Origin of the sequence: Pseudomonas sp. LFS044 (assembly GCF_047978245.1) — a bacterium.
In the GTDB taxonomy this organism is placed as follows: Bacteria; Pseudomonadota; Gammaproteobacteria; order Pseudomonadales; family Pseudomonadaceae; genus Aquipseudomonas.
This window is the reverse complement of the sequence record NZ_JBFPFX010000010.1, coordinates 22,211-48,717: the sequence shown is the minus strand read 5'-3', so window position 1 is coordinate 48,717 and position 26,507 is coordinate 22,211. Positions and strand designations below refer to the sequence as shown.

The 26,507-nt window shown below is 62.0% G+C and carries 23 protein-coding genes; 20 read left to right on the top strand and 3 right to left on the bottom strand.

What is annotated here, in order from left to right; all coding sequences use genetic code 11:
- The first annotated feature begins 6 nt into the window (after positions 1–6).
- From ACNQPL_RS10860 to ACNQPL_RS10825, 8 genes are all read left to right on the top strand, one after another.
- Positions 7–1,413, top strand: coding sequence for an aldehyde dehydrogenase (NADP(+)) (locus ACNQPL_RS10860; protein ID WP_416466687.1), 1,407 nt, complete (start codon positions 7–9; stop codon positions 1,411–1,413).
- 15 nt (positions 1,414–1,428) lie between these two features.
- Positions 1,429–1,722 carry a Dabb family protein gene (locus tag ACNQPL_RS10855; protein WP_063426077.1) on the top strand — a complete coding sequence of 98 codons (294 nt, stop codon included), beginning with the start codon at positions 1,429–1,431 and terminating at the stop codon, positions 1,720–1,722.
- An 84-nt stretch (positions 1,723–1,806) separates the two neighbouring features.
- Positions 1,807–3,096 (top strand): MFS transporter, encoded by a 1,290-nt coding sequence (locus ACNQPL_RS10850; protein ID WP_138736618.1) that lies wholly within the window; start codon positions 1,807–1,809, stop codon positions 3,094–3,096.
- An 83-nt stretch (positions 3,097–3,179) separates the two neighbouring features.
- Positions 3,180–3,989: an NAD-dependent epimerase/dehydratase family protein gene (locus tag ACNQPL_RS10845; RefSeq protein ID WP_416466686.1), complete on the top strand. Its 810-nt coding sequence runs from the start codon at positions 3,180–3,182 to the stop codon at positions 3,987–3,989.
- Complete coding sequence (locus ACNQPL_RS10840) at positions 3,986–5,077, top strand: mandelate racemase/muconate lactonizing enzyme family protein (RefSeq protein ID WP_416466685.1); 1,092 nt, start codon at positions 3,986–3,988, stop codon at positions 5,075–5,077. The genes ACNQPL_RS10845 and ACNQPL_RS10840 overlap by 4 nt, the downstream gene beginning before the upstream one ends.
- 91 nt (positions 5,078–5,168) lie before the next feature.
- On the top strand, positions 5,169–6,038 hold the full coding sequence (locus ACNQPL_RS10835; RefSeq protein ID WP_346613361.1) for an aldose 1-epimerase: 870 nt from the start codon (positions 5,169–5,171) through the stop codon (positions 6,036–6,038).
- 49 nt (positions 6,039–6,087) lie between these two features.
- Entirely contained in the window at positions 6,088–7,368 is a 1,281-nt protein-coding gene (locus ACNQPL_RS10830) for an OprD family porin (protein ID WP_416466684.1), read from the top strand.
- Between the two features lie 65 nt (positions 7,369–7,433).
- Positions 7,434–8,366, top strand: coding sequence for an alpha/beta hydrolase (locus ACNQPL_RS10825; protein ID WP_416466682.1), 933 nt, complete (start codon positions 7,434–7,436; stop codon positions 8,364–8,366).
- Between the two features lie 57 nt (positions 8,367–8,423).
- Here the strand turns inward: ACNQPL_RS10825 and ACNQPL_RS10820 are convergent, their stop codons facing one another.
- The 3 genes from ACNQPL_RS10820 to ACNQPL_RS10810 all read right to left on the bottom strand — a co-directional run bounded on the left by ACNQPL_RS10820 (position 8,424) and on the right by ACNQPL_RS10810 (position 12,325).
- On the bottom strand, positions 8,424–9,734 hold the full coding sequence (locus tag ACNQPL_RS10820) for a c-type cytochrome (RefSeq protein ID WP_346613358.1): 1,311 nt from the start codon (positions 9,732–9,734) through the stop codon (positions 8,424–8,426).
- 11 nt (positions 9,735–9,745) lie between these two features.
- Positions 9,746–11,521: a GMC family oxidoreductase gene (locus tag ACNQPL_RS10815; protein ID WP_346613357.1), complete on the bottom strand. Its 1,776-nt coding sequence runs from the start codon at positions 11,519–11,521 to the stop codon at positions 9,746–9,748.
- 87 nt (positions 11,522–11,608) lie between these two features.
- Positions 11,609–12,325: a gluconate 2-dehydrogenase subunit 3 family protein gene (locus ACNQPL_RS10810; RefSeq protein ID WP_346613356.1), complete on the bottom strand. Its 717-nt coding sequence runs from the start codon at positions 12,323–12,325 to the stop codon at positions 11,609–11,611.
- A 295-nt stretch (positions 12,326–12,620) separates the two neighbouring features.
- Here ACNQPL_RS10810 and ACNQPL_RS10805 point away from each other — a divergent pair, with 295 nt between their 5' ends.
- The 12 genes from ACNQPL_RS10805 to ACNQPL_RS10750 all read left to right on the top strand — a co-directional run bounded on the left by ACNQPL_RS10805 (position 12,621) and on the right by ACNQPL_RS10750 (position 26,453).
- A complete protein-coding gene (locus ACNQPL_RS10805; protein ID WP_259135943.1) occupies positions 12,621–13,652 on the top strand; it encodes a LacI family DNA-binding transcriptional regulator in 1,032 nt (343 codons plus the stop codon).
- Positions 13,653–13,814: 162 nt separating this feature from the next.
- Positions 13,815–15,017, top strand: coding sequence for a mandelate racemase/muconate lactonizing enzyme family protein (locus ACNQPL_RS10800; protein WP_346613355.1), 1,203 nt, complete (start codon positions 13,815–13,817; stop codon positions 15,015–15,017).
- A 53-nt stretch (positions 15,018–15,070) separates the two neighbouring features.
- On the top strand, positions 15,071–16,459 hold the full coding sequence (locus tag ACNQPL_RS10795) for an MFS transporter (RefSeq protein WP_416466681.1): 1,389 nt from the start codon (positions 15,071–15,073) through the stop codon (positions 16,457–16,459).
- A gap of 38 nt (positions 16,460–16,497) precedes the next feature.
- Positions 16,498–17,682 carry an L-dopachrome tautomerase-related protein gene (locus tag ACNQPL_RS10790; RefSeq protein WP_346613353.1) on the top strand — a complete coding sequence of 395 codons (1,185 nt, stop codon included), beginning with the start codon at positions 16,498–16,500 and terminating at the stop codon, positions 17,680–17,682.
- 170 nt (positions 17,683–17,852) lie between these two features.
- Positions 17,853–18,347 carry a heme-binding protein gene (locus ACNQPL_RS10785; RefSeq protein ID WP_346613352.1) on the top strand — a complete coding sequence of 165 codons (495 nt, stop codon included), beginning with the start codon at positions 17,853–17,855 and terminating at the stop codon, positions 18,345–18,347.
- A 65-nt stretch (positions 18,348–18,412) separates the two neighbouring features.
- Entirely contained in the window at positions 18,413–18,940 is a 528-nt protein-coding gene (locus tag ACNQPL_RS10780; protein WP_346613351.1) for a heme-binding protein, read from the top strand.
- On the top strand, positions 18,937–19,830 hold the full coding sequence (locus tag ACNQPL_RS10775; protein WP_416466680.1) for a DoxX family protein: 894 nt from the start codon (positions 18,937–18,939) through the stop codon (positions 19,828–19,830). The genes ACNQPL_RS10780 and ACNQPL_RS10775 overlap by 4 nt, the downstream gene beginning before the upstream one ends.
- Positions 19,831–19,901: 71 nt before the next feature.
- Complete coding sequence (locus tag ACNQPL_RS10770) at positions 19,902–20,930, top strand: LacI family DNA-binding transcriptional regulator (protein WP_138736632.1); 1,029 nt, start codon at positions 19,902–19,904, stop codon at positions 20,928–20,930.
- Between the two features lie 239 nt (positions 20,931–21,169).
- Complete coding sequence (locus tag ACNQPL_RS10765; RefSeq protein ID WP_346613349.1) at positions 21,170–21,892, top strand: gluconate 2-dehydrogenase subunit 3 family protein; 723 nt, start codon at positions 21,170–21,172, stop codon at positions 21,890–21,892.
- Positions 21,893–21,907: 15 nt separating this feature from the next.
- Positions 21,908–23,674, top strand: coding sequence for a GMC family oxidoreductase (locus tag ACNQPL_RS10760; protein ID WP_346613348.1), 1,767 nt, complete (start codon positions 21,908–21,910; stop codon positions 23,672–23,674).
- A gap of 8 nt (positions 23,675–23,682) precedes the next feature.
- Entirely contained in the window at positions 23,683–25,002 is a 1,320-nt protein-coding gene (locus ACNQPL_RS10755) for a cytochrome c (RefSeq protein ID WP_346613347.1), read from the top strand.
- A 125-nt stretch (positions 25,003–25,127) separates the two neighbouring features.
- Positions 25,128–26,453, top strand: a complete 1,326-nt coding sequence (locus ACNQPL_RS10750; RefSeq protein ID WP_416466679.1) for a carbohydrate porin — start codon at positions 25,128–25,130, stop codon at positions 26,451–26,453.
- The last annotated feature ends 54 nt before the right edge of the window (positions 26,454–26,507 follow it).

Here is a 26,507-nt window from a genome sequence, read left to right as displayed (position 1 = left end):
AGCAGTATGACTAAGCAACAAGACCAGGCATTCGGCAACATTGACAAGGTGGTAGCCAAGGCCGTCGCCGCTGCAGACTGCTGGGCCGAATCCACGCCAGGCGTACGGGCAGCCCTGCTGCGCGGTCTGGCAGACGCACTGGAGCAGCAACAACCTGAGCTGGTAGCGATCGCCGACCGTGAAAGTGGTTTGGGCGAAGCCCGCCTGAACGGTGAAGTTGCCCGTACTGCGTTCCAGCTGCGCGGTTTTGCCACTGAGGTTGAAGCACATGTTCCGTACCAGCAGGTAAAAGACGATGCGGTGGCCGGTGCGCCTCCGGCTGGCCGCCCACGCCTGGCCCGTGTGCAGCGTGCTCTGGGCCCTGTTGCAATGTTTTCGGCGAGCAACTTCCCGTTTGCTTTCTCGGTGCTGGGTGGCGATACCGCTTCGGCGCTGGCGGCGGGCTGCCCTGTGGTGGTCAAGGCCCACTCGGGTCACCCGGAGCTCTCCACTGCCGTGTTCGAGCTGGCCGCTCGGGTTGTACGTGAGCAAGGGTTGCCAGAGGGCGTCCTGACGCTGGTGGAAAGTGCCTCCCGTGCAGGCGGCACTTACCTGGTACAGCATCCCGGCATTGCCGCAGTTGCCTTCACCGGTTCCTACCAAGGTGGCAAGGCCCTGTGGCAAGCCGCTAACGAGCGCCCGCGTCCGGTGCCTTTCTTCGGTGAGCTGGGGTCGATCAACCCGCTGATCGCCTTGCCGTCAGCACTGGCGCAAGACAGCGAAGGCCTGGCCAAGACTCTGGCCGGCTCGATCACCTTGGGTTGCGGCCAGTTCTGCACCAGCCCGGGCGTGATCGTCTTGCTGGATTCGCCGCACAGCCAGCAGTTTGTCGCGCAGCTCGCCGAGGCGATCAAGCCCATCGCTACCCACCGTATGCTTACGGCGGGTATGCAGAAAGGGTTCGAGTCCGCGGCCAACGTTGTCGCCGAGCATGCCCAGGCCTTGTTCGAGCCCGCGCCTGACAGCGCAGGCCCGGCGCCACGGCTGTTCGCTACCGATGCCGCGTCATTCATTGCCAACGCGCACCTGCGTGAAGAAATGTTCGGCCCTGCTGCACTGGTGGTCACCGCCGACTCCATCGAGCAGGTGGTTGCGTTGCTTGATGCGGTGGGCGGCACGCTCACCACAACCCTGTGGGGCGCCGACGAGGCCAGCGAGGATAACCGCAAGCTGGTGCGTGCTGCGCAGCGCGTATCGGGGCGCGTGCTGTTCGCGGGTGTGCCAACTGGCGTGGCCGTGTGCCGCGCGCAGCAGCACGGTGGCCCATGGCCGTCGTCCACCGCGCCGCAGACGACCTCGGTGGGGTATGCCGCGCTCGAGCGCTTCCTGCGCCCGGTTGCGTTGCAGGATGCACCTGCCTGGGTGCTGGGCTGAGCGGAGGGCAGGGCGATGATGCGACATATCGTGATGTTCCGGCGCCTGGCCAACGTTACCCCGGAGCCGGTCGTGGAAGCGCGGCTGGTTGAGCGGATGCGCAACCTTGATAAGGAAATCGACTTCATCCGCGACTGGCACGTCGCGGCCAACGAATTGGATCGTCCGATCTGCTGGGATTACATCCTCGAGTCCAGTTTCGACGACGCGGCTGCAGTGGAGCGATACCTGCCACACCCTGCACACCAGTCGCTCGTGAGTGAGTTGAAACAGTACTTTGAGTGGGTAGCGGTCGACTACAGCATCTAGCGGTGCATGCGGCGCGCGCCCCTCATCGGTTCGCGCGCCATAACAACAAGATCCTGTGCTAATAGGCACAGGACGGAGATGCCCATGAACAAGAAAAAGAACTACCGTTGGACGATCTTGACGATGTTGTTCCTCGCCATGATCATCAACTATGTCGATCGCGCTGCCCTGTCGATCGCCATGCCCTTCATCACCCAGGAATACCACCTCACGCCTTCTGAAAAAGGCATGATTTTTAGCAGTTTCTTCTTTGGCTACGCCTTGTTCTGCTTCGTCGGCGGTTACCTGGCAGACCGCTTCGGGCCCAAGCGGGTGCTGACCTGGTCGATGAGCTTCTGGTCCGTTTTGTGCGGCTCGACCGCCCTGGCTTTCAACTTTTGGTCGCTGCTGATCGTTCGCGCGCTGTTCGGCGTGGGTGAGGGCCCGGTGTCGACCACTGCCAACAAGACAGTCAATAGCTGGTTCCCCATCAAAGAGCGCGCCCGCGCCATTGGCATCAATCAGGCGGGTGGCCCGCTCGGCGGTGCGTTGGCCGGGCCAATTGTCGGCTTTCTGGCCCTTTGGCTGGGCTGGCGCGTTGCATTTGTCGTAATCGCTGTGGTGGGTGTGCTGTGGGCGATCGCGTGGTTCCGCCTGGCAACTTCGACCCCCAAGGAGCATCCACGCGTTTCGGCTGAAGAATTGGCCGAAATCAATGAGGGGCGCGAAACCCCTGTTACCGCTGCTCAGGATGCACCGCGTACACCGGTGCTGCAGATCATCCTGCAACGCTCGGTACTGGTCACTGGCATCTCGCTGTTCTGTTACAACTACATCTTGTATTTCTTCATGACCTGGTTCCCGTCTTACTTGATCGATGCGAAGGGCATCAACCTGAAGGAAATGAGCATCGTCACGGCACTGCCTTGGTTGGTCGGCACCGTGGGTTTCGTATGCGGCGGTTTGTTGATCGACTGGGTGTTCAAGCGCACAGGCAAGCAGCTGTTTTCGCGAAAGGTCGTGCTGGTGACGTGCCTGTTGATTGCCGCAGTGTGCATTGGCCTGACTGGCCAGGTGCAATCGGTGACCACCACGGTCGTGGTAATGACGGTCGCTATCGGCTTCCTGATGCTGACGGCACCGGCTTACTGGTCGTTGATCCAGGACGCGGTACCGGATCATCAGGTGGGTACTGCAGGCGGCTTCATGCACGGCCTGGCTAACCTCTCCGGCATCGTCGCCCCCACGGTCACCGGCATGATCATCCAGTCGACCGGTACCTACGCCAGTGGTTTTGCGCTCGCAGGTGGCCTGGGCATCCTGGGCGCGGTGATCGTTGCATTTTTCGTTGGCCAGAAGCCTGCGAACCAGACCGCAGCAGTGGCGGCGGCTTGAACCTCGACACCCGGCCTCAGGCCGGGCTGTAAATTGAACGGCCAGCCAAGTGCCGGCAATCGATACGAATTTGGGAATTTGCCATGCCTACGCTTCTTGTCACCGGCGCCGCCGGTATCGTCGGAACCGCCCTGCGGCCTTTTCTCCGTCAGCGTTATGATCTGCGCCTGTTCGACCGCAAGCCTGTCGAACATCTGAGTGAGGGTGAAACAGCGTTGGTCGGCGACCTCACTGACCCTGCGTGCGTGCAACGCGCGGTAGAAGGCGTCGACGGCATCCTGCACCTGGCCTGCGCGCACGGTACCGATATTCAGTTCCAGGCGACGGTCGAACCCAATTACCACGCTACCCTCTACCTGCTCGAAGCGGCGCAGCGCCATGGCGTCAAGCGCTTCGTGTTCGCCAGCAGCCACCACGTGCTGGGGCAGTACCGCAGTGACGTCGCACAAAGCTTCGACGACATGCCGGTTGCCCCTGACAGCTACTATGCGCTCAGCAAAGTCTTTGGCGAGGCAGCGTGCGCCACGTTCTCGCAGCGTAGCGAGCTGGCCACGTTCATTATTCGTATCGGCAATGCCGACCCCAAGGTGTCGGATGCCCGCCGCCTGCGCATGTGGACGAGCGCCCGCGACCTGGCGCAACTGACACTGATCGGGCTTGAGCATCCGGATGTGCGCCAAGAGATCGTCTACGGCGTTTCGGAAAGCTCCAACCCGCTGTTCCACAACCGCCGCGCGCGCGCGTTGGGTTATGCGCCGCAAGATACCGCTGACCACAACCTGGCCGAGAACTACTTGCCGTACGAATCGATGGCGGCGGTTGGCTCGGGCCGTGACCATGTGGGCGGAGCGTATGCCGGTGTGCCCCTCGCCAGCGTGCTGGAGGCCGTATGAAGATCGTCAGAATCGATACCCACATCGTCGAAATCCCGTTCAACGATGGCGGCAAAGGGCAAGGCATAACGCCCACCACCTGGAACACCCTGGAAAACGTGTTGATCCGTCTTGAGGATGAGCATGGCAATGTCGGCTGGGGCGAAGCCTTTGGCTATTTCGTTGCCGATGCCACCAAGGCGTTGATCGATCGTCTGATCGCGCCGTTGCTGCTCAATCGCGAAATTACCGATATCGCGGCATGGAACCGCGAGATTCAGCTGCGCCTGCACCTCTTCGGTCGTTATGGCGTAACGATGTTCGCCATTTCCGGGGTCGATATCGGTTTGTGGGACCTCGCTGCCCGTCGCCAGGGTATCCCGTTGCACCGCTTGCTTGGCAACGCCACGCGAGAGCAGATTCCCGCCTACGCCAGCATGGTGCGCTACGCGGACAACGAGGTGGCGCCGGGCATTTGTGAAAAGGCGCTGCAAATGGGGTTCAGCGATATCAAGCTGCATGAAGTCACCCTGGATGAAATCGCCTCGTGTCGCCGTGCGATCGGCGACCAGGTACCGCTGGCCACCGATGTGAATTGCTCGTGGAGCGTGGAGAACACCCGCGAATGGCTGCCTGCGCTGCGCGACATGAAGCTTGCCTGGCTGGAGGAACCCATCTTCCCGCCGGAAGATTTCGCAACGCTTGCGAGCCTGCGTGGGCAAGGGGTGCCGCTGTCGGCGGGGGAGAACTGGTGCACGGCACTGCAATTCGAACAGGCGTTGGTCAGCGGTGCTGTCGACTCGATTCAACCCAGTGTAACCAAGGTCGGGGGTATCTCCGAATGCTTGCGCATCGCCGAGGCCGCTAGCCAGCACAAGGCCGTCGTGCTGCCCCATTGCCCGTATTTCGGGCCAGGCCTGATCGCTACGCTGCACCTTGCGGCGGTTCAACCAACGGTACCGCAGGTCGAGTACCTGTTCGTTGAGCCGGCCGGCTGGCTCTACCCGATAGAGGCGCTGCGCCAGGGCAATCAGTTGCACATCCCACAAGGTGCAGGCCTGGGGGTGGACATCGACACCGCTGTCATCGAGCGCTTCCGCCGGAGCTGATCGCTCACCGCCTCATTTAATGCGTTGGCACAGCTGCTACGACCCAGCGGTGTGGGCTGGCTGTGCCTGGAATTCTGATCGAGGAGGCTTTATGCAAGCCATTGAACTGAGCAATGCCGTCTGGTCCCTTCGGTTGCTCCCTGGGTGGGGAGGGCGCGTCGCCGCGCTCAAGGCCGAAGGACTGGATATCTTGCTGCCGGTCAGCAGTACCGTGTTCAACCCATTGGACTGGCCCCGGGCGGGCGCGTATCCGCTGATGCCATACTGCAACCGCCTGAAAGACGCGCGCTTGTCCTTTGCCGGGCAGACTTACCAGCTACCCGCCCACCCTGCGGCACAGCCGCATACGCTTCACGGTATCAGCCATACCCAAGCCTGGGAGGTGGTCAGCGCGGATCAGCAGCAGGTGCTTATCGCTTGCACTTATCAAGGCCCACACTGGCCCTGGATGTTTCGTGCCGAGCAACGGTTCACGCTTGAAGGCAATTGCCTGCGCATTACCCTGGCGCTGGTAAACCTGGGTGACACCGACATGCCCGCAGGTTTTGGGCTGCATCCGTACTTCCAGCGCCACCCCGGCATGCGCGCTCGCTACAGCCGCGGGCGTGAGTGGCTGATCGACGATCAATACCTGGCCACTGGTGAGTTTGTCGACGCAGTCGGCGGCATCACGCTGCAGGCCGATGACCCGGCTGCTGTGGCCCATTACCAGTCCCGCTGGGACGGCAAGCTGAACCTTGAGTATCGCGAAGGTCGTCTGGCGATCAGCGTATCCAGCCCGTTGTCGCATTTTGTCGCCTTTGCACCGGCGAACGCACCGTTCGTTTGCCTTGAACCGGTGTCGCACTTGGCAGATGCGTTCAACCGGGAGCGCTCGGAGTGGCGCGAAGTTGGAACGCACGTGCTTGAGCCCGGGGCGCGATTGACGGCCACCCTCGACTTCGAGTGGCACGGTCACTGAGTACTGGCTCCTGATTTAACCCCCCCCCACTGCACTGAGAATAAAAACAATGAAACACTCCTTGTATGGAGCGGGCTTCGCTCGCGCTGCAAAACCGTTGTCGCTGTTGATCGGCTTAAGTCCTTTTTGCGCGCAGGCTGCGTTACTGGAGGATGGCAAAGCTAATCTGACGTTCCGCAATTTCTACTACAACCATGATCTACGTGACTCGACGAAGCCTGCGCAGTCGAAACTCGAAGAATGGGCTCAGGGTTTTATCTTCAAAGGCGAATCCGGGTACACCGACACCACGATTGGTGTGGGCGTCGATGTATATGCGGGTCTTGGTCTGAAGCTCGACTCATCTCCCTCGCGCAGTGGCACTGCATTGCTGCCTGGGGCCTACAAGCGCGCGGGGGCACCGCGCAATGCTGACCCACGTTCGGCGGATGAATTTTCCGAAGCCACCGCGGCGTTGAAATTGAAGTACTCCAAAAGTGAGCTGAAGGTAGGTGGCCTGTTCCCCAGAATTCCCTTGGTCAGTTCGGGGGATGCGCGCCTGCTGCCGCAGTTTTTCGAAGGTGCCATGCTGGACATTCGCGAAATTGAGAACCTGGACATCGGCCTGGGGCAGATGCGTCAGGTTAACCAGCGAGAATTTGCCGGCAATCGCGATATACAGGTGGGCAACTACCTGAGCGTGACCAGCGACCGCTTCAACTACCTTGGGGGCACCTGGCGCATGACCCCACAGACCTCCGTGGGCGTCTGGGCGGGCCGGCTGGAGGATGTCTACGACCAGACGCTCTATACCGGCACGCATGCAGTGAAGGCGGGCGACTGGAACCTGTCAGGTACGCTCAACTACCTGGATTCCAGCGAATCCGGCAGCGAAAGGGCGGGCAAGCTGGACAGCCGTATGACGTCTGCGATGCTCAGCGCGAACCTCAGGGCCCAGACGTTCCGGATTGGCTACCAGTACAACGCGGGCGACAGCGCGCTGCCGTTCATTCACGACACGGATCTGCCGGGAGTCGCCAATGCCGTGCAGGTGCTGAGATTCGACCGTGCTCAAGAGCGCTCCTGGCAAGCCCGGTACGACCTGGACTTTGCCCCCCTTGGGGTGCCGGGGCTGAGTGCCTTCGCACGGTATGTACGCGGCGACAACTTCAAGGTGGCCGGAGAAGACGCCAGCGAGTGGGAGCGCAATATCGATGTGTCCTATGTGATTCAAAGCGGGCCACTGAAAAACGTGGCCCTACGCTGGCGGAACGTACAGCTGCAAGGCGATGCGACCGGGCGGCGCGACGAAAACCGCGTCATCATCGCCTACACCTTGCCGCTGTTCTGACCTGCCGACTGCACCACCGACTTCTCGCGGGGACGGTGGATGCAATTTTTTGGAGCTTCGAAACGATGTCTGAACAGCTCAGCCCACACATGAGAGCCTACGTTGAACGTGCCCAGGCCTTCGCGCCGGCAGGGCAGGACCTGCAGGCGCGCAGGCGCGCGTTTCTCGCCGCCTGCCGTGCATGCACCGGTGCGGCACCCGCGCACTGGCGCATCGATGACCTTGAACATGAAGGCGTGCGCCTGCGCGTGTACAAGCCGCAGGCGGCTGCGCCACGCGGTGGATGGCCAACACTGCTGTACGTGCACGGCGGGGGCTGGGATCTGGGTAGCCTGGATACGCATGACTGGTTTGCCTTTGCCCTCGCTTCCCGCCTGCAAGCGGCAATCGTCGCGGTGGAGTATCGGCTTGCCCCAGAGCATCCGTATCCGGCGCCGCTGGACGATTGCCTGAAAGCCTGGCAAGGCTTACGCCAAGGGCGCCTGGCCGACGATCTGTGCACCGAACGGCTGATCGTCGCGGGCGACAGTGCTGGGGGGACGCTGGCTGCAGGGTTATGCATGGCACTGCGCAGGGACGGCGAGGCACAACCGTTGGGGCAGGTGCTCGTTTACCCGGTGCTCACAACCCGCACTGATTTACCTTCCATGTCAGAGCATGCCCAAGCACCTATGATGACTGTTGAAGGCTTGCAGAAATCCCTGGCCGGCTATTTACCTGATGACGCCAATCGGTTCGATGCATGCGCCATGCCCCTTGAGGCAGCCAATCATCAAGGACTGGCGCCGGCGTTTATCGGTGTCGCCGAAATTGACCCGCTGCGCGATCACGGTGTTGCCTATGCCAGCGCGTTAAGCAAGTGTGCCGTGCCCGTTCAGTTGGTGGTAGGACGGGGGATGATCCACTCATCCCTCAGGGCATTTGGCGACGACGAGGTCGAGGCGCTTTACGATCGAATGGCCAAATGGATGGCCGAACGGTTCGAATCACAGCCCTGAGTGCTGTGACCCGAATGGCCCCTCGTTCGCGCGGGGTACTGCAACCGTGACAGCGGCTTAGAAGCCGTTTTGCAGGTTTGCTTGTTTGCCCAGGTACTCCCGGGCCCTCGCAACCTCCGCTGCCGGTATCTCTGGCGCAGCGTTTCCCCAACTGTTGCGCACGTAGGTCAGCACCGCAGCAATGTCGGCATTGCTGAGCTTCCAGTCGAACGAAGGCATGCCGGCACCGGTGACATTTGCCTCGGTGATCGCGGCTCTGCTGCCGGCCAGTACCGTTGTCACCAGGTTGGAGTGGCTTGCTGCACGAATCCCCGGATTGTCGGCGAAGCCGGTAACCATGCCAGGGATGCCCTCACCGCCGACATTGTGGCAGGCCATGCAGTTGTGCTCATAAACGGCGGCACCACGGCGCATGACTGGCGTCGCTTGAGCAAGCGCTTCGGGCTTGGCGGCCTGCGAACCTGGCAGTGAATGCAGGTATTCGGCAATCGCTGCCAGGTCATGATCATTTAAATACTGGCTCGAAAACGCGATGACTTCGGCCATCGTGCCTGATGCCACTGCCTGGTGGTTGCTGCCAGTCTTGAGGTACTGCTGGATCTGCTCGGCGCTCCAGGCCCCTAGACCGTGGTATCGATCCCCGGTGATTTCGGGTGCATGGCTGCCGGCTACATCTGCACCTTGCAGGTAGCGGCCAGTATCGCCGCCGAGCAGGTTCTTCGGTGTGTGACACGAGGCACAATGGCCAGCACCGTCTACCAGGTAACGGCCGCGGTTCCATTGTTCAGACTGCGATGGGTCGGCCTGGAACGGTGAGTTGTCGAAGAACAGCAGGTTCCACCCGTGCATCGCCAGGCGGATGTTGTACGGGAAGCCCAGCGTGTTCTGCTTTGCCGGCTGCTCGACAGGTTGCAGTGAGCGTATATAGGCCCATAAGTCGTGCATGTCATCGTCTTTGAAGCGCACGTAAGCGTTGTAGGGCATGGCCGGGTACAACAGCTGCCCATCCTTGTGCTTGCCGTGGCGCACGGCCCGGAAGAAGTCGCGCTCGGTCCAGTGGCCCAGGCCGGTGTTGAGGGCAGGGGTTATGTTGGTTGAATAGATCACCCCGAACGGCGTCTGCAAACCATAACCGCCGGCGAACGGCTTGCCGCCCGGAACACTGTGACAAGCGGCGCAGTCACCCTGAATCGATACATAGGCACCGCGGGCGATAGCGGCCGGGTCGGCGGGGCTGGCTTGGGCTGCCGTGACCTGGTCGTCGGCGACGTCATCGGCAGCGGTATTGTTGTTGCTGTACAGGGCGGCGCCCAGCCCCACCAGTGCCAGCGAGGCGACAGTCGCTACCAGCAGTTTTTTCTTGCTCATGCCAGCTCTCCTCATGCTTGTACCAATGGGCCAGGGTTTTTCAGGTAGTGCTCGAGGATCGCCTTGGCGGTCCACAACGCCAGCGCACCAATGGTCACGGTGGGGTTATAGCCGCCGTTATTGGGGAACGATGAAGCGCCAAGCACGAACACGTTGTGCGCGGCCCAGGATTGCTGATAGCGGTTCAGTGCGCTGGTGGTGGGGGCGGTGCCCATGACCACACCGCCGTTGGTGTGCGACGAGTCATTGGCGCGAAATGGCGTGTAGTGGTCTGCAGCGAAGTTGTAGGACTCGATATGCTGGCCTCCGACAGCCTTGGCGATCTGCTCGCACTTTTGCCGGATGAACTCACCTGAGCGTTTGTCGTTGAGGTTGTAATCGAACGTCATGCGCATCAGCGGTCGACCGTAGTTGTCCTTGTAGGTCGGGTCCAGGTCGAAGTACATGTCTTCATGCGCGTAGCTGGTGCCTTGGCCCTGGATCATCGCCCAGTTCTGGTAGCTGTGGCGGAACGCCTGCTTCCACCCCTTGCCCCAGGCCGGGGCGCCTTTGGGCAGTACGCCGGCCATGCCAATCGGCAAGCCGCTGTTGGACAACGACTGGATACCCGCACCGCCAATGAACCCCAACCCGCTGTGGTCGAAGTTGTCGGCATTGAAGTCGTCGATCTGAATCGCCAGGCAGCCGGTGTTCATGAACGGATTGAGGTGTGCGTTCTCGAACCACAGGTAGGCATACGAAAGGGTCTGGAAGCTGTAGTTGCGCCCGATCACCCCGCGTCGTGTGCGCGGGTCGTAAGGCTCGCCGATGCCCGAGAGCAGCATCAGGCGCACATTGTCGAGTTGATAGGCAGCGACGATGACGATGTCGGCAGGTTGTTCGCCACGCACGCCGTTCTTGTCGACGTAGCTGACGCCGGTTGCGGTCTTGCCATCGGGCGACTTGTTGATATGCAGGACTTCGGTCTCGGTCAGCAGCTCGAAGGTGGAGTGGCGCATCAATGCGGGCACGACGCAGGCGTTGGGGCTGCTCTTGGACCAGTTGCCGCAGCCGAACAGCTGGCAGTAACCGCAATAGGTGCAGGGCCCCATACGGACACCCAGCGGGTTGACGTAGGCCTGGGATATCGTTCCGGCAGGCACAGGGAACGGGTGATAGCCCATCTGCGTAGTCTTCTCGCTGAAGATGTCGTTCCAGTGGCTCGGGACCAATGGCGGCGTAGGGAATTCACGGCTGCGTGAGCCCTCGAACGGGTTGCCGCCGGGCATGACCACGCCTTGGATGACACCTGCCTTGCCACTCGTGCCGGCAATGCGCTCGAAGCGATCGTAGAAAGGCTCCAGTTCCTGGTAGGTGACACCCCAGTCCTGCACCTGCAGGCCAGGCAGCAAGTGGCCCTTGCCGTAACGCTCCACGGTCTTGCTGTAAGGCTCGAAGTCGAACGGGTTGAAGCGCCAGGAGGCTGCGGCCCAGTGCGTGCCTGCGCCACCCACATTGTTGCCGAGGGTGAGGTTGCTCCACTCGCGAACGGGCAGCGCCTCCTGACGGGCGTTGTTGCGTACGGTGTAGGTTTCCTGGCGCGGTGCCTGAAGAATTTCCCTGCGCGTTGCCCAGCGCAGCTCGTCGGTGTCCACCGAGGGTGGAAAGTCGGTGGCGGTGTCACGCCAGGCGCCGCGTTCGATGGCGACTACCCGCAGCCCAGCCCTGGCCAGTTCCTCTGCAATCACCGAGCCCGACCAGCCCAGGCCGATGACAACCACGTCCGCTTTAGGTCTTGTTGTTTTCATGCGTGTTCCTTGGTTCGCGCGCAGCCGGGCGCCAGCAGATGCCGTGACCGCCCTGCGCGAAGGGTGTGCGATAGGCTGTGTTCCCGGTCAGACTGCCTTGTCGAGAAGGCTCACTGGTTCCAGGTGGAGTGGTTGGCCCTTTTTGTGAAGGTAGGGCCGGTAGTCGTAGCGTGCCCCCGGAAAGCCGATCAAGCGCCAGCCCACCATGTTGCGGTTGCCGCCGTACATCGGGTCAGCCAGGTAACCTTCACGCACGTTCTGCAGCAGCAGGGCGAAGAAACCGGCACCCAGGGGTAATGGCAGGCGGTCCTGGCCGGCTTCCATGGCGCGAAGCAGGTCGTCCTGGCGGTCGGGGTCGAGTGCGCTGAACAGCGTGCCGTACTGGGTGCGACAGTAGTCGCCCAGACGTGCAAGGGCTTCACGGTAACGCTGGGCGGGGGTTAGCTGGAATTGCGGGCCTTGTTCGGGCGTGCCTTGCTTGTAGGGGCCAAGGCGATAGGTGCTGGCCGCCTGGCCGTAGGGGCCGGCCAGCTGGCGGTCAATAAAGACCACGCAACCCGCCTGGCTGGCACTTATGCCCAGCTCGTCTTCGGGAATGAGCCGGTCGAAGATGGCTGTCACTTCATGTGCTTCGGCAGCGGTGAAATACACCAGTGCACCCGGGGTTGGCGGCGACGGCAGCGCATCAGCCTGGGTGCCAACAGGGAAGTGGCTATCGGAACGTATCACGCCGGCGCTGGCGCTGCTGATCGCGCCAAGGGCGCTGATTTGAACAAGCGATATCAAGGCTTCACGTCTGTTCATGTCCATCATCCTCAGGACGTGCATCGACCGCAATCGGTGCCTGGCACCGCGCGATGACGCTTGAGTTATTGTTATCGGCTTGATGCAACGTGCGCCGCACACTGTGTGTTCGGCCGGGCAGGCAGGTCCCCGGCAAGTCACCGACGGGGCTGAACGTTGCTTCGAATCCAAGCGGGGCGAGTCTAGGGCTGTGACAGAACATCGCGCCACGATGCTTTTGATGGGTTTCCTTCAAAATTTTCGCAGGCTACTCTTGCGCGACTTATCGAACGCTGGATCACGGGGTAGGGCAGGTATGTCTTCAGAGGGCAAAGGGCAGGGGCGTGCGGCAGTCACCTTGAGCGACGTGGCTCGTTTGGCCGGAGTTGCGCCCATGACGGTATCGCGCTATCTCAACCAGCCGGAAACCGTGCGTGAGCCTACCCGCCTGAAAGTACGCCGCGCCATCGAGCAAACCGGCTATGTGCACAACCGCCTGGCCGGTTCGCTGAAGTCCAGCCGGACTCGGCTGGTGGCGGTAGTGGTGCCGATGGTAACCAACCCGATTTTTTCCGACGCGTTCCAGGCGATCAACGAGCGCCTGGCCAAGGCTGGGTATCAGGTGCTGTTGGGCGTCTCGGGTTACCAGAGTGAGCAGGAGCAGGAGTTGCTTGAGGTGATCCTCAGCCGTCGCCCGGACGGCATCATCCTCACCGGCACCCTGCATACCACCACCAGCCGCAACCGTCTGCGGGCTGCGGGCGTGCCGGTAGTGGAAACCTGGGATTTGTCAGCCGAACCGATCGATATGCTGGTCGGGTTTTCCCATGAGCAGGCGGGCCGCGACGTTGCTCGGCATCTGCTTGGCCAAGGCTATCGGCATTTCGCCCTGTTCGCTGTCGATGACCCACGCGGTTTGCGGCGCGCTGACAGCTTCAGCCAGGCGCTGGCCGAGGAGGGGTTCACTGACCTGCACCGGCGCACCTGGCAAGGCTTGCCGTCGCTGGCGCAGGGGCGCGAGGGGCTGAGCGCCTTGTTACAGGCTTTGCCTGGCGATGCCAACGAGCCCTTTGTGGTGGTGTGCACCTCCGACACCATTGCTCAGGGTGTGCTCACTGAAGCCGCTGCCCGTGGCATCCGCGTGCCGGATCAGCTGGCGGTAATGGGGTTCGGTGACATGGCATTCGCGGCTCATACCTTTCCCGCCTTGTCCACGGTCAGGATCGACGGCACGCTCATGGGGCAGACAGCCGCAATGATGCTTTTGGAGCGCTTGCAGGGTGATGGCGTGTCGTTGAAAACGGTCGATATCGGCTTTGAGCTGGTGAAGCGCGATAGCACTGTCTAGCGGGATCCAGCGCTGCTTCGTGGTGTAAAGGTAACGTTATCAGATCGACATTTTTTTAATTAATAACTCAAATGCTCTTGTCCATCCTGATGCAATGCGCTAGGTTTTTTAGCGGAAATGGTAACGATACCATTTGGCTGGAATGGATTCAGGATAAGAACAATGTCCAAGATAACCTGCGTTAGAACCCTGCGCCTGCCCGAGCGCCCCAAGCTGATATGGCTGGAGATCGAAACCGATGAAGGGCTTATCGGCCTGGGCGAAACCTTTCGCGGTGCTGCCACTGTAGAAGCTGCGATACACGAACTCATTGCGCCAGGTCTGATCGGCAGGGATTCGCGGCAAATCGAGGCCATCGCCCTGGAACTCAGCAACCCGTACATCGGCTACCACAGCGCAAGCGCTGAAATCCGCGCCGCCAGCGCGGTGGACATCGCCCTGTGGGACCTCAAGGGCCAGCGTCATGGTGTGCCTATCCACGAAGCCATGGGCGGTGCCTGCCGCGAGCGGATTCGTGTGTACAACACCTGCGCCGGCTATGACTTCAACACTCAGCAAGGCGCACGCCGCGAGATCACTGCGGCCGATCGTGCGCAGGGCCCCTACGACGATCAACTGGCCTTCAGCCGCGATGCCGGCGCCCTGGCGATCAGCCTGGTGGAAGAGGGCTACACGGCCATGAAAATCTGGCCGTTCGACCCGTTTGCCCGCCAGCAGGGGGCCAACAGCATCAGCCTTGAAGAGGTGCGCAAAGGCTGTGAGGCGTTCCGCCAGATTCGCCAGGCTGTGGGGGATCGCATCGAAATCATGTGCGAGATGCACAGCCTCTGGGACAGCACTGCAGCCCTGCGTATCTGCCAGGCACTGGAGGCCTTCGATGTGTACTGGGTGGAAGACCCGCTGTGCAAAATGGACGATACCCAGGCCCTGGCCGACCTGCGCAACCGTACCCGGGTGCCGATCTGCGCCAGCGAGACACTCGGCGGCAGCACTGCCTACCGCGACCTGCTCAACGCCGGCAGCCTCGATTATCTGATGCTGGACCTGGTGTGGTGCGGTGGTTTCACCGAGGCACGCAAGATTGCCGCGTTGGCCCAGGCCTACAACAAGCCGCTGGCACCGCATGACTGCACCGGGCCCGTGGCGCTGTACGCCGGCCTGCACCTGGGGCTGCATGCACCCACTGCCGTGCTGCAGGAGGTCGTGCGCGCGTCGCTGTCGACCTGGTATGGCGAATTGGTGACCCAGGTGCCGCAGATCGAAGCGGGCTTCGCGCTCGCGCCGACTTTGCCGGGACTGGGGACGGCGCTGCGGCCGGAAATCCGGCGGCGGGCGGACGCAATCATCCGAGAAACCCACTGCTGAGTGGTTGCGGTGCAGCAACTTGACTGCGCCGCCAATCCGCCATCGAGAATACAATGAAAAAAACACATTCTCTGCGCCGTTTTTTTGCCGAACATCGCCGCTACGAAGTCATCATCCTGCTGTTCGTGATGATGATCATCAACCAGGGCGACCGCGCCACGCTGTCCATCGCCGGCGCCAGCCTGGCCGACGAAATGGGTTTGGGGCATGCCCAGATGGGCTGGCTGTTCTCCGCCTTTGCCTGGGCCTACATGCTACTGCAACTGCCCGGTGGACTGGCCATTGACCGGTTCGGCAGCATCCGTGTGCTGGGCCTGGCGATCGTCGCCTGGTCGGTATTCACCGGCCTGATTGGCACGGTGGCGATGATGCCGGTAGGGCTCGCGTTTTTCGCCGTGTTCATCCTGCGCTTCATGGTCGGTGCGGCCGAGGCCCCGTGCTTTCCTGCCAACAGCAAGATCGTTTCGATGTGGTTTCCCACTGCCGAGCGCGGTACTGCAACGGCGATCTTCAATTCCTCACAGTATTTCGCAGCGGTGGTGTTCACGCCGCTGCTGGCCTGGATATCCACTCGCTGGGGCTGGCCGTGGGTGTTCTATGTGATGGGCCTCGCCGGCGTGCTCATGGGGTTGGTATTCATCCGCCGAATCAAAGCGCCGGTCGAGCATCCCTCCATCACACCTTCGGAGCTGGAGGCCATGCGCGTGGGAGGCGCTAGCCTGCGAGAGCATGCGGCCAGCCGCCCGCAGGCAGAAGGCTGGAAACAGACCTGGCAACGTGCCCGTGGTTTGCTCAGGCAGCGCATGTACCTGGGGATCTACCTGGCCCAATTCTGCATCAGTACCTTGACGTTTTTCTTCCTCACCTGGTTCCCCGTGTACCTGGTGCAGCAGCGTGGGCTGTCGCTGCTCGATGCCGGGTTGCTCGCCGCAGTGCCGGCGATCTGCGGCTTCGTGGGGGGAATCACCGGGGGCATGGCGTCCGACTGGATGTTGCGCAAAGGCATGTCGTTGACCCTGGCGCGCAAGCTGCCGATCTTCATCGGCATGGCGCTGTCGATGAGCATGATCTTGTGCAACTACGTGGAAACCAACCTGCTGGTGGTGCTGTTCATGGCGCTGGCGTTCTTCGGAAAGGGGGTGGGCGCCCTGGGTTGGGCAATCATCGCGGACGTCTCGCCCAAGGACAGCATTGGCATGAATGGCGCCATCTTCAATACCTTCGGCAGCCTGGCCGGCATCGTCACACCGGTGGTGATTGGCTACATGGTGCAGTCGATGAACTCGTTCAACGGCGCTTTGATCTACGTCGCCCTGAATGCCGTCGGTGCGTTCGTCAGCTACCTGGTGATCGTCGGCCCGCTGCGCCGCCCAGACGAGGGCGCCAACGGCCAGGATGATGCGCGATCCGGCCCGTCTCTCAACGCTGCGGCTGCCAATTGATACCCGCTGTGGCCACATTACTGACAAGGACAACAATAATGTACAAGAGCAGAAAGCTGTTCCGCGCCTTGAGCCTGGCAACGTGCCTGACCGGCCTGGCCGGCACCCCGCAGGCACACGCCAGCCAGTGGCCGGCCATGGGCCCCGCGCTCACTGAAGTGGCACGCCTGGATTGGCTGTGCAATGCGGTGGCGCTGACCTCTGACGGTCGCCTGTTCGTCGGCCTGCCGCGCTGGCCGGGGTTCGAGAAAACCCCCTCCATTGCTGAGGTCATGCCTGATGGCAGCCTCAAGCCCTTCCCAGGCGGGCAGTGGAACGACTGGGCGCCGGGCAAGCCAAGTGCGGCCGCGCTGGTAAAGATCAACACCATCCACATCTTCGACGATGACACCTTGTGGGCGATCGACCAAGGCGAGGATGCAGGCCCTGAAGGCATCAATCCCGGGCAGAAGATCCTCCAGTTCGATACCCGCAGCGGCAAGCTGTTGCGCAGCATCAGCCTACCCGCCAGCGTGCTGCCGGCTGGCGCGAACCTCAATGATTTGCGCCTGGACAGCGAACACGCCTATGTGACCGACTCCGGCCTGGGTGGGGTCATCGTCGTCAACTTGCGCACCGGTGACGCTGTCAGGCGGCTGGCGGGGCACCCGTCGACGCAGATGATTCCAACCCGACGGCCAATCGGTGAAGACGGCCATGTGTTGTTGCTGCCGGACGGCAGTGATCACCAGGTGCACTCAGACCCCATCGAGATCAGTCCCGATGGCCAGTGGCTCTATTACCAGCCGCTGAGCGGGCCATTGTGGCGGGTACCGACCGCCGGCCTGCGTGACCCAGGGCTGAGCGATGAGGCGTTGGGCAAGCAAGTGCAGTTCGTCTACAACACCAACCCGCTCACCGGCACCGCAATCGACAGTGCCGGCAATATTTACATGGGCGAGTACGACAAGCCTCGGGTCACCGTCTACTCGCCGGATGGCACCCTGCGCGTTGTCGCGGAGGACGAGCGCTTGGCCAATCCCGACGCGATGATCATTTCCGACCAGCGCGAGCTGTATATACCGGTTCCGCAGAGTGCCCGCATGGCGTCTAACCGTGGGCCGGGCGGAAAGGATGCGCTGCAGTTGCCATTCAAGATCTACAAGCTGCAGCTGCCCAAAAACCTTGGCGATCGGGAGAAAGTCCCTGGACTGGTCGGCAAACCGTTAGCCACCACACGTTGAGCCCCCGGGCAGGTGTTGCGGCGCCTGCCAACCCTGCACCTTTCACACCCATGATCCAGCGGCCGTCATTGGCGGCCGCAGGGTGCCTACGCCTGCGCAAAAGGCCCCCATACATTTTCCAAGCCTGCCTGTGCAATGGCGCACAGGTCGTAAACCCAGGAGTTGTAACCATGAAAACAAAAAACAGCATGGCCGCTTTGAGCTTCGCCTTCATCGCTTCCGCTTTCACCCATGTGCAGGCGGCTAATGCGCCGAGTACTTCAGTGGTCACCCAGGAAAACCTGTCGACCGCTGCGGCCCAGCAGTTGGCCGAACGCGCAACCGAGATGGCCCGCAGCCGCAGCATGAACATCTGTATTGCCGTGACCGACGCCGACGGGCATCTGCTGGCCTTTACCCGCATGCAGGGCGCTTACGCCGGTTGCGTCGAAGCGTCGATCGCCAAGGCCAAGTCTGCAGCGCGCTTTGCCATCAATACCATCACCTTCTACGACCTGGCGCGAAAAGAGAACCTGGCCATCGGCACCATTCCGGGCATCCTGCCAGCGGTGGGCGGCGTAGTGGTCAAGCATGACAACAACGTGATTGGCAGTGTGGGCATCAGCGGCGCGACAGACCTGACCGAACAGAAACTGGCTGAAGACGTGGCGGCCACGTTCCATTGAGGCAGCGGCCTCCGGTGTTGCTGGGGGCCGTATTTGACCTGCACTTTGTCTGCAAGGAATCGAACATGAGCTTGTCACGTTTACTGTTAAGCGCCGCTGTCGCGGGAGCCTTGCCTCTGGCCAGCGCCGCCGATACACCTGAGCCATTGCTTGGCACGGCGAACCTGTCGCTGGCCGGAGCCTCCGCGCTGCTGGACCGGGCAGTTGCCAAGGCGATTGGCGAAGGGTTGCACCCATGCATCGCGATCACCGATGCCAGCGGTTACCTGCTGGCGTTCAAACGCATGGATGGCGCGGCGCCGGGGTGCGTCGAGGCAGCCATCAAAAAAGCCAACTCGGCCGCAATCAACGATGTCGACACGGTGGTGTTCTACGACATGGCGCGCAAGGACAACCTGCAACTGGGCAGCATCCCGGGCATCCTGCCGGCGGTAGCGGGCCTGGTGATACGCCAGCAGGGCCAGCGCGTCGGCGGAATGGGAGTGGCGGGTGGTGCCAGTGATGCCCAAGAGCAGCGCTTTGCCACCGAAGTCGTTCGCGCCTTCGAAAAAACGCTGCCTGCTCCGCAACCCCTCAAGGAGACCCATCCATGAACAGTGCCACCCTGCGTCTTGACCCTGTCGATGGCGCTTCTGCCAGCGATTATGGCCTCCTGAAGCCTTCGACCATGCCTCACTCGCTCAGCGTGGCGGGGCTGGCGGCTACGCTGCTGGCCGCTGTCTACTGTGGCTGGGGCAACCATACGTTGCCAGATTTCGCAGCCTGGTCCAGCACCTTCTGGATGGGTGTGGCCTTGCTCAGCGCCGTAATGATCACACCCAGGGTGTTCGCGCCTGGCTACCTGTTGTCGCTGCTGCCGTTTCTGCTCGCCTGGCGCGTCGCGGCCATGAATGACGCGCAGGTAATGGTGTGGGTCGCGAGTATCGCCGCCATTCCGATCTTTCTACAGTTCGTGGACTGTGCCTTCAGCGACCTGCGCCGAGACGGCTCCAAGCCAGGTGCGTGGTTGGGCACCTTGTTGTGGCAGGCGACGCTCGTGCGCATGTACTTCGGCTTGAACGAGCTCTGCCACAGCGCTGAAAAGATCTTTGCCGGCATGGGCTGGTTTCATAAGCTCGAAGCGGGCTTCCAGGGTTTCGGCCTGGGGGAAATGGCTGCGGCATTCGTGATTCTGGGCGGTTTGATCGAGTTCGCCAGTGCAGTCAGTGTCGGTCTTGGCCTGTTTGCCAGGCTGGGCGCGTTCGTCAGCCTCATCTACTTCCTGGTGGCCACCGTCGGTTTTGGTGGGGAATGGAGCCGCGGTTACGCGTGGGCCTCGGCAGGCGGTGGTGGTTGGGAGTACGTGATGCTGCTGATGATCGTGTTCGGCGGGGTGATGATGACGGGCGCCGGGAAGTTTTCACTGGACGGCTGGTTGTTGCATCGTCGGCTTATCCCGCGGCGGTTTGTACCCTTGGCGGTCAACAAGCAAGGGCAGGGCTGAGCTCGACGGCAGTAGGCTAAAACCGGGCAGGCATGGCAGACTGCCCGCTTTAAGTAACTGGATGTTGCAAGGTGGACAAGATCGAGCGTCGCCAGCGCATGGCCGATGTTGCCCGTCAGGCAGGGGTCAGCCTGAGCACCGTGGACCGCGTGTTGAACGAACGCGGCAGTGTCTCCGACAGTAAGCGCCGCAAAGTGCTGCAAGCGGCGCAGGCTCTAGGGCTCAAGCGCTTACTGCCATCGCCGGTGCACGGTCTGCTGCGTTTCGACCTGCTGATGGTCGACAGTGCAACCGATCACTTCCAGCGGCTGACGGCAGCGTTCGTTCAGCAGGCGCAGATGCACCGCTCGCGCCTGGTCCTGCAGCGCCAAGTCTGGCAAGAGCGAGATCCGCAGCAGTTGCTGGCGTTGATCAATAAGCCCAAGGTGCCGCGCCAGGGCATGATCGTGGTGGCTCAGGACACCCCTGAAGTACGCGCTGCGCTGAAGGCGCAAATGGATGCCGGCGTTCCGGTGGTGCTGCTGACCAGCAGCCTCTCGGGGCTGACGGGCGCAACCTATGTCGGCATCGATAACCACAAGGCCGGCCGTGCCGCCGGCCGGCTGATGAGCCAGTGGGTCCGCCCGGGTCAGGGCCCGGTATTGCTGGTGACCAATTCGCTGCTGTACCACGCTCATCAGCAGCGGGTTCAAGGGTTTCTCGAAGTCATGGGCGAACGGGCGCCGAACGTCGCGGTGCTTGGGCCGTTGGAATGCTTTGATGATGACGACCTGAACGCGGCGACACTCAGCGAATACGCCAGCCAGGCTGCGCCAATCGCCGGGTTGTATACCACGGGCAGTGGATCGACCGGAGTGCATCGCGGGCTGAAGCGTTTCAAGGCAAGCCCTGTCTGGATCAGCCATGAGGCGACGCATCAGCATGCCGCGATGCTCGCCGAAGGGGTGCTGTCGTTGGTACTCGACCAGGACCCTGAAGGGCAGGCAGAAGCCGCCATCCAGCAACTGCTCTACGCCAACGGTGACCTGGCCGCGCCCCCGCAAGTGCACCCACAGCTGCGTATAGTGATCGACGAGACCGTTGATTCTGTCCGACCCTGATGGTGTTTTGACGTAAACACGTCAAAGCCTCAATGGCGTGGCGTAATGTCGCGCCCTACACTGGCGCCCGCCGTGATTGGCAGGTCGCCAGGTACACCTCCCAGCATCCCGCGCTTTTCGTTCGCCCACTGCATCCCCATCGCTTCGACGTGCTCATCCGTGCGCGCCGTGTGCCTTTGTGCGCCCGAAAAACCGCTACCTGCCCACGGTCCCCCGTGATTGTCGATAAGGAGAATTCCATGAAGCGTAGGGACGCCTTGCGTTCTATGGGTGCGCTGTTCGCCGCCGCAGGCCTTGCCAAGGTCGGTGCGGTGGAACTCAAGTCGGTGCCCTCAGAAACCGGCTTGACCCGCGAAATGCTGCCGTCACCGGTCATGAGCGGCGGCCAGGGCAACGTGTTCAAAGGCCAGGCTCGCGCCACCCTGACGGCGGTGTTCGACCGCTTGATCCCCCAAGACCAGCTTGGGCCATCGGCCAGTGAAGCGGGGTGCGTGGACTTTCTCGATGCCCAGATGAATGGGCCCTATGGTGAGTCGAAAGACCTCTATCTGGACCAGCCGCTGCGCGCCGACGAGTCGCAACTGATGGGCCTGACCATCAGCCTGCGCACCCGCCGCGACTACACCCTGGCTGGGCTCGCGTTCATTGACCGGCACGCCCGGGCGCGCCATTCCAAACCCTTCGCCGAGCTCGAAGGCGAGCAGATGGACGCTGTGCTGTCTGATCTGGAGGCCGGCAAGCTCGATTGGGAAGGCAAGGGCAGCAGCAACCGGCTGTTCGAGTTCCTGCTGATGAGCGTGCGTGAGGGCTACTTCTCCGACCCGCTTTACGGCGGCAACCGCGGGATGGTCGGCTGGAAGCTGGTTGGCTTCCCCGGTGCCCGTTACGACTACCGCCAATACATCGACCGGCGCGGTCAGGACTTGGGCCTTGAGCCCATCAGCCTGATCCCGGTGAGCTGAGCCCAGGAGATACCCATGGCAATTCAACGCAAGAAAGCTGACGTCGTGATCGTCGGCCTGGGCTGGGCCGGCTCGCTGATGGCCGAAGAACTCACTCGAGCCGGACTGGAAGTGGTGGCCATCGACCGCGGCCCCTGGCTCGACACCTCCACCGATACCCCGCCAGCGGTCGACCCGGACGAACTGCGCTGGACCATACGCCGCGAGCTGCTGCTGCAGCCAGGTGATTACACCCTGACGTTCCGCAATCAGTCAGGCCAGACCGCGGTGCCGACGCGTGAACTGAAGGCCTTCCAGATGGGCAAGTCGGTCGGTGGCGCAGGCTTCCATTGGGCCGGCATGGCCTGGCGCTTCTCCGAGTGGGACTTCCGCGTGCGCTCGGCCACGCTGGAGCGCTACGGCGCGAGCAAGCTCAAGGGCCTGGAGCAGGTGCAGGACTGGGGCATCACCTATGCCGACCTCGAGCCGTTCTACGACCGCTTCGAGCGCATCGCCGGTATTTCCGGTGTGGCTGGCAATATCAACGGCAAGCTGCAACCTGGTGGCAACCCCTTCGAAGGGCCACGCAGCCGGGAATTCCCGACGCCAGCGCTCAAAGAATCGCAGCTGATGCAGATGTACCGCGACAGCACTGCGCAAATGGGCCTGCACCCGTTCTACATCCCCGTCGCCCACGTCGGCGCGGCCTATGTGAACCCGCTCGGGGTAAGCATGGCGCCTTGCACCTACTGTGGCTATTGCATGTTCCACGGTTGCGGTAACTACTCCAAGTCTTCGCCCCAGGCCTGCGTGATCCCGGCGCTGATGCGGCGCAAGAACTTCACCCTGATCACCCAGGGTTACGTGACCAAGATCCATAAGGCTGAAGACGGCAAGACCGCCACCGGCGTGAGCTATTTCGACGAACAGGGCCGCGAAGTGATCCAGCCGGCCGATATCGTCGCGCTGTGCTCGTTCACCTATGATAACGCGCGGCTGATGATGATCAGCCAGATCGGTCAGCAGTACGACCCGGTGACCCAGACCGGCACTCTTGGCCGTGCCTACAACTACCAGACCTGCTCGGGCGCCCACGTGTGGTTCGAGGACCAGACACTCAACCCGTTCATTGGCGCTGGTGGCCTGGGTATCCAGGTCGACGACTACAACGGTGACAACTTCGATCACAGCCAGCACGACTTCATTGGCGGCGCCGGCTTGCTCACTGTTTCCCGCGAGGGCATGCCGATTGGTCGCTCCGGCCTGCTGCCGCCTGGTACCCCGCGCTGGGGTAAAGGCTTCAAGCAGAACTACCAGGACAACTACCAGAACTACGGCATCATCTTCGGCCAGGGCACCTCGATGCCGACCCGCGATGCCTACTTGTCACTGGACCCGAACTACAAGGACCGCTGGGGCACACCGCTGCTGCGCATGACCTTCGACTGGAACCAGAACGACCGCAACATGGCCCGCTTCATCGAGCAGCGCGCAGTGGACATTGGCAAGAAGATGGGTGCCAAGCACGTACAAACGTTCAATTCGGCGGCAAAGTCCTGGAGCCCGTACGACGAGAACTCCAACCACACCCAAGGCGGCATGATCATGGGCGAAGACCCGCTTACCAGCGCGGTCAACACCTACCTGCAAAGCTGGGATGCACACAACGTGTTCGTGGTCGGCGCATCGGCGTTCCCGACCAACGCGGGTTACAACCCCACCAGCACCGTCGGCGCTTTGGCCATTCGTACGGCACGCGCGATCCATGAAAAGTATCAGCACAACCCCGGTTCCCTGGTGTGAGGCCCGCGATGCTCAACAAGAAAACCGCCCTGATCGGCGGCGGCGTGCTGGCCTTGGCTGGTGCCGTGATGCTCGGCCTGGTCATCCAGGCCAACTCCACCGCACGCTCGCAGGTGGCTGACGATACGGTGCGTCTTGGCGATTTCAAGTCCACTGATGCGGCGCTGATCAAGCAGGGTGAGTATGTAATGCGGGGCGCTGACTGTGCGGCCTGCCATACGGCCAAGAGTGGCGATTTTGCCGGTGGCTATGTGATCGGCACGCCATTCGGTGATATTCAGTCGTCCAACATTACCCCCGACCGCGAAACCGGTATAGGCAACTACACCCAGCGCGACTTCTTCAATGCGGTGCGCCAGGGCCAGGGCCGTCATGGCCTGCTGTTCCCGGCAATGCCTTACACCGACTACACGCGCATGAGCGACGATGACCTGCGCGCGCTGTGGGCATTCTTCAGCACGATCGAGCCGAAGGCGCACAAAGTCGACGAGCTGGCGGGCATGAACTTCCCGTTCAACCAGCGTTTGCTGATGGCCGGCTGGAACTGGATGTTTTTCGACAACCAGCCATACGCCCCCGATCCTGGGCAAAGCGTGGAGTGGAACCGTGGCCGGTACCTGGTTGACGGGGCAGGGCACTGTGCAGCCTGCCACAGCCCGCGTAACGCCTTGGGTGGCCCGATTGCCAGCCAGGCCCTGCAGGGTGGGCTGGTAGGCACTTGGTTCGCGCCTAACATCACCAACGACCCGCACCAGGGCTTGGGGGACAGCTCGGTCGAGCAGATCGTCGACTACCTGAAAACCGGCAGTGACGGTGTGGCAGTGGCCAGTGGGCCGATGGCCGAAGCGATCGAGAACTCGACGCAGCACCTGACCGAGCAAGACCTGCGCGCCATTGCGGTTTACCTCAAGTCGTTGCCTGGCACGCCGCAACCCGCACCTCAAGCACTGGCCGCAAGCGATGCGCGCATGCAACGCGGCGGGCAAGGGTACGAGGTGCACTGTTCGGCCTGTCACGGCACTGCGGGCGAGGGTGTGAGCCATATGATCACTGGTTTCGCCGGCAACAAGGCGATCCTGGCGACCAACACCGACACGCTCACCAGCGTGGTCCTGGGGGGGGCGCGTGCGGTGCATACCCACACCTACACCACCGGTGCCGGCATGCCGGCGTTCGACTGGAAGCTCAGTGACAGCGAGATCGCCGACATCCTCACATTTGCCCGCAACAGCTGGGGCAACAGTGCCCAGCCGGTCACAGCTGCGGAAGTGACGAAGATGCGCAAGCAGCTTGAGCTGCCTGAGCAAATGCGCGCCAGCGTTCAGTAATCACCCGCGGCTGAACCTGCGGCACAGGTGGAGCACGGCCATTGGCCCTGTGCACCACCTGTGCCGCAGGCCCTTTGGCGGCGAGAGCCGCAACAGGCAGCATCCAATAACAAAGAGAACCATCAATGTCCATTTTCAAACAGCGCGTCTTGCTTGCCGCTTTGGTCTGCGCCCCGACCGTTCATGCTGCAGAGCCTTTTGCCAGCGATTCCCCTTGGGCGCTGGGCGACTGGAATGGCGCCCGCAGCGACCTGGCTCAGCAGGGCGTGGACTTCGAATTCGCTTATGTCGGCGAAATCGGTGCCAATCTTGGCGGCGGCTACAACAACGACCGTACTGCCCGTTACAGCGACCAATATTCCTTGGGCGCCCGTTTCGACCTGGAGAAACTGCTCGGCTGGCACGACGCGCGCTTCCAGCTGACCGTGGCCAACCGCAACGGCGACAACATTTCCAACGACCGCGTTGGCGACCCCCGCACCGGTACGCTCAGCTCGTCGCAGGAAGTCTGGGGCCGTGGCTCGCATTGGCGCATGACCCAGCTGTACTACCAGCAAGCGTTCTTCGATCGGCACCTGGATATCAAGGCGGGGCGCTTCGGTGAGGGTGAGGACTTCAACAGCTTTGACTGCAACTTTCAGAACCTGACTTTTTGCGGCTCGCAGGTCGGGAACTGGGGTGGCATCTGGTACAACTGGCCGATCACCCAGTGGGCGCTGCGGGTCAAGTACCAGCTCAGTCCCGAGCTGTTTGCGCAAATCGGCGCGTACGAGCAGAACCCGTCGAACACTCAGAACGACAATGGCTTCAAGCTCAGTGGCAGCGGCACCGAGGGAGCGGTGCTGCCGGTGGAACTGGTATGGCAGCCGCGCATTGACGGCCTACCGGGTGAGTACCGTGCCGGTTATTACTACAGTACGTCCAACGCCAAGGACGTGCTCAAGGACAGCCGTGGCCAGCCTGCTGTAATAAGCGGAGCAGCCTATCGCAGCGCATCGAACAAGCACGGCGTGTGGCTGGGTGCCATGCAGCAGATAACCCAGCACGCTGGTGATGCTTCACGCGGGCTGACCGTTTTTGCAATGGGCACGGCTCATGACCGTAAGACCAGCAAGGTCGATCACTACTTGTCGGTGGGCGCTATCTACAAGGGCCCATTCGATGCACGGCCAAAGGACGATGTCGGCCTGGCACTATCGGAAGTCCATGTGAACGCGGCCTACCGAAAGAATGCGGCGCTGACCAATCAGGTCAACGGGATCGATGACTACGGCAACCCCGACTATTTGCCGATCCAGGAAACCGAGTACAACGCCGAGCTGAACTATGGCATTCATCTAGCCGATTGGCTGACGGTGCGGCCGAACCTGCAGTTTGTGCGTCACCCAGGCGGGGTGAAACAGGTTGACGATGCCTGGGTAGGCGGTTTGAAGGTGCAAGCGAGCTTCTGAGTGCAGCAGCGGCGGTACGAGCGCAGGGCAGGGCACAAGCCTGCCCTGCTGTGG

Bases quoted from the DNA above. Each gene is read 5' to 3' on its own strand.
- ACNQPL_RS10790 (WP_346613353.1), top strand. From the start codon at position 16,498: ATGTACAAGAGCAGAAAGCTGTTCCGCGCCTTGAGCCTGGCAACGTGC.
- ACNQPL_RS10860 (WP_416466687.1), top strand. From the start codon at position 7: ATGACTAAGCAACAAGACCAGGCATTCGGCAACATTGACAAGGTGGTA.
- ACNQPL_RS10805 (WP_259135943.1), top strand. From the start codon at position 12,621: ATGTCTTCAGAGGGCAAAGGGCAGGGGCGTGCGGCAGTCACCTTGAGC.
- ACNQPL_RS10855 (WP_063426077.1), top strand. From the start codon at position 1,429: ATGATGCGACATATCGTGATGTTCCGGCGCCTGGCCAACGTTACCCCG.
- ACNQPL_RS10795 (WP_416466681.1), top strand. From the start codon at position 15,071: ATGAAAAAAACACATTCTCTGCGCCGTTTTTTTGCCGAACATCGCCGC.
- ACNQPL_RS10750 (WP_416466679.1), top strand. From the start codon at position 25,128: ATGTCCATTTTCAAACAGCGCGTCTTGCTTGCCGCTTTGGTCTGCGCC.
- ACNQPL_RS10850 (WP_138736618.1), top strand. From the start codon at position 1,807: ATGAACAAGAAAAAGAACTACCGTTGGACGATCTTGACGATGTTGTTC.
- ACNQPL_RS10810 (WP_346613356.1), bottom strand. From the start codon at position 12,325: ATGAACAGACGTGAAGCCTTGATATCGCTTGTTCAAATCAGCGCCCTT.
- ACNQPL_RS10825 (WP_416466682.1), top strand. From the start codon at position 7,434: ATGTCTGAACAGCTCAGCCCACACATGAGAGCCTACGTTGAACGTGCC.
- ACNQPL_RS10815 (WP_346613357.1), bottom strand. From the start codon at position 11,521: ATGAAAACAACAAGACCTAAAGCGGACGTGGTTGTCATCGGCCTGGGC.
- ACNQPL_RS10845 (WP_416466686.1), top strand. From the start codon at position 3,180: ATGCCTACGCTTCTTGTCACCGGCGCCGCCGGTATCGTCGGAACCGCC.
- ACNQPL_RS10775 (WP_416466680.1), top strand. From the start codon at position 18,937: ATGAACAGTGCCACCCTGCGTCTTGACCCTGTCGATGGCGCTTCTGCC.
- ACNQPL_RS10840 (WP_416466685.1), top strand. From the start codon at position 3,986: ATGAAGATCGTCAGAATCGATACCCACATCGTCGAAATCCCGTTCAAC.
- ACNQPL_RS10820 (WP_346613358.1), bottom strand. From the start codon at position 9,734: ATGAGCAAGAAAAAACTGCTGGTAGCGACTGTCGCCTCGCTGGCACTG.
- ACNQPL_RS10800 (WP_346613355.1), top strand. From the start codon at position 13,815: ATGTCCAAGATAACCTGCGTTAGAACCCTGCGCCTGCCCGAGCGCCCC.
- ACNQPL_RS10765 (WP_346613349.1), top strand. From the start codon at position 21,170: ATGAAGCGTAGGGACGCCTTGCGTTCTATGGGTGCGCTGTTCGCCGCC.
- ACNQPL_RS10780 (WP_346613351.1), top strand. From the start codon at position 18,413: ATGAGCTTGTCACGTTTACTGTTAAGCGCCGCTGTCGCGGGAGCCTTG.
- ACNQPL_RS10755 (WP_346613347.1), top strand. From the start codon at position 23,683: ATGCTCAACAAGAAAACCGCCCTGATCGGCGGCGGCGTGCTGGCCTTG.
- ACNQPL_RS10830 (WP_416466684.1), top strand. From the start codon at position 6,088: ATGAAACACTCCTTGTATGGAGCGGGCTTCGCTCGCGCTGCAAAACCG.
- ACNQPL_RS10835 (WP_346613361.1), top strand. From the start codon at position 5,169: ATGCAAGCCATTGAACTGAGCAATGCCGTCTGGTCCCTTCGGTTGCTC.
- ACNQPL_RS10760 (WP_346613348.1), top strand. From the start codon at position 21,908: ATGGCAATTCAACGCAAGAAAGCTGACGTCGTGATCGTCGGCCTGGGC.
- ACNQPL_RS10785 (WP_346613352.1), top strand. From the start codon at position 17,853: ATGAAAACAAAAAACAGCATGGCCGCTTTGAGCTTCGCCTTCATCGCT.